This window comes from Aurantibacter sp. (genome assembly GCF_042094015.1).
Taxonomy (GTDB): domain Bacteria; phylum Bacteroidota; class Bacteroidia; order Flavobacteriales; family Flavobacteriaceae; genus Aurantibacter.
On record NZ_JBELDZ010000113.1, the window covers coordinates 1 to 4405 of the forward strand.

The 4405-nt window shown below is 31.5% G+C and carries 2 protein-coding genes; both read right to left on the minus strand.

Annotated elements, in window-relative coordinates; translation table 11 throughout:
- Window positions 1-168: 168 nt before the first annotated feature.
- On the minus strand, window positions 169-3702 hold the full coding sequence (locus tag ACFDSN_RS11725) for a sulfatase-like hydrolase/transferase (protein WP_375240044.1): 3534 nt from the start codon (window positions 3700-3702) through the stop codon (window positions 169-171).
- Between the two features lie 211 nt (window positions 3703-3913).
- A partial coding sequence (locus ACFDSN_RS11730) for a Gfo/Idh/MocA family oxidoreductase (protein WP_375240045.1) occupies window positions 3914-4405 on the minus strand: 492 nt, incomplete at its 5' end.

The window sequence follows — 4405 nt, forward strand, 5'->3', positions numbered from 1 at the left end:
TACTATAGATTCTTTACTATCCTGTACATTACCCTAATTTCATTTAAACTGAATAGCAATTGTTTTATTAATCAATTGGTATTTTACTTTTTTTTAACAAAAAACAGCTTTAAGATTCTAGAATCTTAAAGCTGTTCATTACATTTAAAAAACTATCTTTTAGTTCTTTTAAAAAGAATTTATTTTCAGTTGTATGTTATGTTTCCCTGGCGTTAACCTTACAATTTTAAATGCAGATGGAACACTTTTTCCATTATGGATAAACTCTTTCCCTTCCGAACCATTTAAAGAAAACTCTGCAACCATATTTCCTGGAATTTCAATTTCATACGTCTGTAATCTTTTTCCATTATAGGTATATTTTGCTTTTATAGTTCCTCTAACAGTTGGTACTTCTATCTCACTATTTTTTAAGGTACTCATTTGAGGTTTAATTATTGTAATACCAAATCCTGGTGTTTTAGGTTTTATACCCCATAAACCTCTAGGAATTACATTTGCTGGTGCAGCACCCCAAGCGTGATTCCAATCTAGGTTTATTTTATATTCATAATCCCAAGCTTCTAAAGAAATTGTAGAGCCTACTCTAATCATATTATACCAACTTCTTTTTGCTTTGCTTGATAATAATTCTAATGCATAATCTTCTTCACCTGCATTGTATAAACCATCCATTAAAAATTGAGCTCCATAAACACTACAAGCCATTCCTCTAGATTTTACATAGTTTACCACAGATTCAAAATGTTCTTCGGGTACTAAACCAAATGCTAAAGGCATCATGTTTGCGTGTAAAGATGCATGGTCTGTACCAATTCCATCAACATAAACACCTCGTTTTTTATCGAACATTTGTTCATTTACTGCTTTTTTAGCTTTGGCTGCTCTGTATTCAAAATCTAAGGCTTCTTCTGTTTTTCCTAATAATTTAGCAAACTCAGCCATAATTTTCATATTCTCATAAAAGAAAGCATTGATAACTGTACTATAAGGTTTAAATACAAAACCATCTCTTTCTCCTTTAGTTTTACTTCCTGCAAAATTCTTTGAAGGCCAATCTACAATATCCGTTAATGGTTTTTTATAACCAGGCTTAAAACCTAATTTATACATAAACTCTTCTGTTACTTTTGTTGATGTAATTAAACCATCTTCATTAGATAACTCAAAAAGTGTTTTGTGTTTTAAAGCTTCATAATAGCGTTCTATCAATTCAGAATTTCCAGTGTACATATAATCAGCATAGATTAACAACGCAACGTGCTGTTGCCACTCTGTAGGCCATGTCGGATGCTGCATAAAATACTCTATGGTACGTCTAGCAATTGCAAACTCTCTATCTGTAGTATAATGACTTAACTGATTTAAATATGCATCTGCTTCATAAGGAATACGCTCTCTATCTCCATCTACATACAATCCGTTAAACGTTGTTGCTTTAATAGAGTATTTAGAAAAATCCCAAACTTGGTTTAAAATATCATTATTACTACTAAAATTACTTGCATTATCATCCCAGTAACCTGTATGTCTTAGTTGTTCAAAATCTTCAGCTTTTAAAGTTGTTTTGGCGCCCTCAACTTCTGCATATCTGAATGGCTGTAGTACTGGAAAACCCTCTGGCAAAGGAATAGCTTTACTTGGGCCTTTCATACGTTTGTCAGGAACTGGATTAATTTCTATTTGATATTTTGTCTTTCCTGGCTTTACATCTACTTTAACTTCTTGGTAACGAATGTTACTTTTCCTTGGTACAGTTCTATTAACATTCCCATTATCATCTATCATTTCACCAATTCTAACTGTTAATGTGTGCGGTTCTCTAGCTTCATAATTAAAGTCTATGGTTGCAAAGGCTGCCTTACCAAAATCCATAAAGTAAAAGTCGCCTCTGTTTTCAAATACAATAGGTTTTACCTTATCAACTAGATATTTATTTTCTGTGGAAATAATATAGTTATCACTTTTACCTGTAGTAAATTTTTGAGGTTCAGAATAATCTACTAATCTGTTAGCTTCGTCCCAAACTCTTACTTTCCAGAAATAGGTTTTATCAATTTCTAAGGCATTTCCTCCAAATTCTACATCAGTTGATTTTGATGACGCAACTCTTCCACTATCCCAAACATCACCATTATTAGCATCTATACTTGATTTGTTTGATGCCACTAAAATTTGATAAGCTCCTTGAAATTTTGCACCTAAAGGAACTGTCCAACCAAATTCTGGTTTTAAATCAAAAATTTCTACTTCTGTACTTGGTTCTCTAATTAACTCAACTGTTAATTCTGATGGAGCAGCTCTGTAGTGATTGCTATTTTTCTTGATTAGTTCATCCGTTTTAGCTCTTAAATTTGCTAGAATTTTTCTGTATTTTCTTTTTCCCACAAGGTTTTTAATCTCTTGAGGGTCTTTCTTTAAATTATAGAGTTCTTCAATAGTTTTATCATTTACATATCTAAAGTATTTCCATTCTTTAGTACGCACACCTTCACTTGGTGGTATTTCACTAAAATCCCAAATATGTTCAATTAAAACAGTGTCTCTTTCAATAGATTTTTTTTCTTTTTTTACAATTGGCATTAAACTTTTTCCTTGCCAAGATTCTGGTGCTTTAACACCTGCTAAATCCATAATTGTTTGCGGCACATCAATATTTAAAACCATATCATCAACATCTTGATGATTATTTTCTCTTGGGTCAAAAACAATTAAAGGAACTCTTATTGAATTGTCATACATTAGCCATTTTCCTGCCATTTGACGTTCTCCTAAAAAGTATCCATTATCTCCCATTACAATGATAACGGTGTTTTTATCTTGACCTTTTTCTTTAAGCTTTGCACGTATTTTTTTGATTTCTAAATCAATACCAGAAATCATTCTGTAATATCCTTTTAAACTGTGTTGGTATTTTTCTGGATTATCATATCTCCATGTCCAACGTAGTCTATTAAAACCATCTCTTACAATTTTTGGTTGTGCTAAAAAGTATTTGTCATCACCTAATTCTGGATCTGGAATTGTTGTGTTCTCTAACATGGCATCTAATGGCTCTTGCCAAAAATATTGTTTAGGAGCCCCATCATGTGCGTGCGGAGCACTAAAACTCAAAGACAAACAAAAAGGCTTGTTGCTATCGGCATTTTTATCAATAAAATCTAATGCTTTTTGACCTGTATATCTTGTTAAGTGTACAGTTTTACCATCCAATTTTTTATAGTAATACCCTCTTCTATCTTTAAATCTGTTATTTCTGTCATAAGATTCATACTCATTAAACTGCTTATCTAAATCATTATATCTAGTTCCATATTTACCATAAAAACCTGTATAATACCCATTATCTTTTAATAATCTTGGATACGAATTATCCATATACTCATCTCTTACATTACCTGTTTGAAAGTTAAAGTTATGATCTCTTTCGTATAGACCTGTTAAAATACTTGTTCTACTTGCAGCACAAATAGGTGTGGTAACAATTGCTTTATTAAAATAGGTACCTTTTTTTGCTAAATCATCCATTTCTGGAGTTTCTACAAATTTATTTCCTGCATAACCGATAGCATCAAAACGCTGGTCGTCGGTGAGTATAAAAATAATGTTGGGTTTTACTCCATTATTATCTTGCTGTGCATTAATATTATTGAAACTGAATAATGCACTTAACAGCACTAATAAATAACTATTTTTAAACATATATAAATGGCTTAATTGTTCGTGTAATTTAGATAATATTTAACTATTGTATTTTTTTTAAAATTAAGTTTTTATGATTTGGCTTCTATCCTGTTCTATCTTGTTCTATCTTGAAAATAAAGGCATCAAAATCTATGAAGTTAAAAGCTTAAAAAAATCTCAACAATACACTTATTATTGAGATTTATCGTCCTTTCTTAAAAACAAAAAACTAGGCTTTTAAAACTGAAGCATTCCATTTTACAATTTCGTTATTATACATAGCATCAAGTCCCATTTGAACGCAGATTGCGGTTTTTGCTCCTGTAATAATGTTAGATTCTGGTTGTTTATTATTTAGGACAGAATCTCTAAAATCTAACAGTGCTTGTTGACTTGGATTTATATGCTCAACATTTATTTTATAGCCTTTTTCTTTATCCCATTGCACAGTTGCACCACTTACCCCATCTACATCACCCAGTACTCTTTTATTTTTATTACCTTCAGGATAAAACCACGCGTTTTTTAAGTCGATGATTATAGTGCCTTTATCTCCAATCACCTTTATTTGATATCCATCTTTAGCATTACTCGTTAAGTATGTAAAATTTGCCTTAACTCCATTTGGATAGCTATAAACTAAATGAACATTATCATAAGTTTCTCTTCCGTCTTTCCAGTAATTAACACCTCCAACTCCCATGACTTGGGTTGGGGTTTC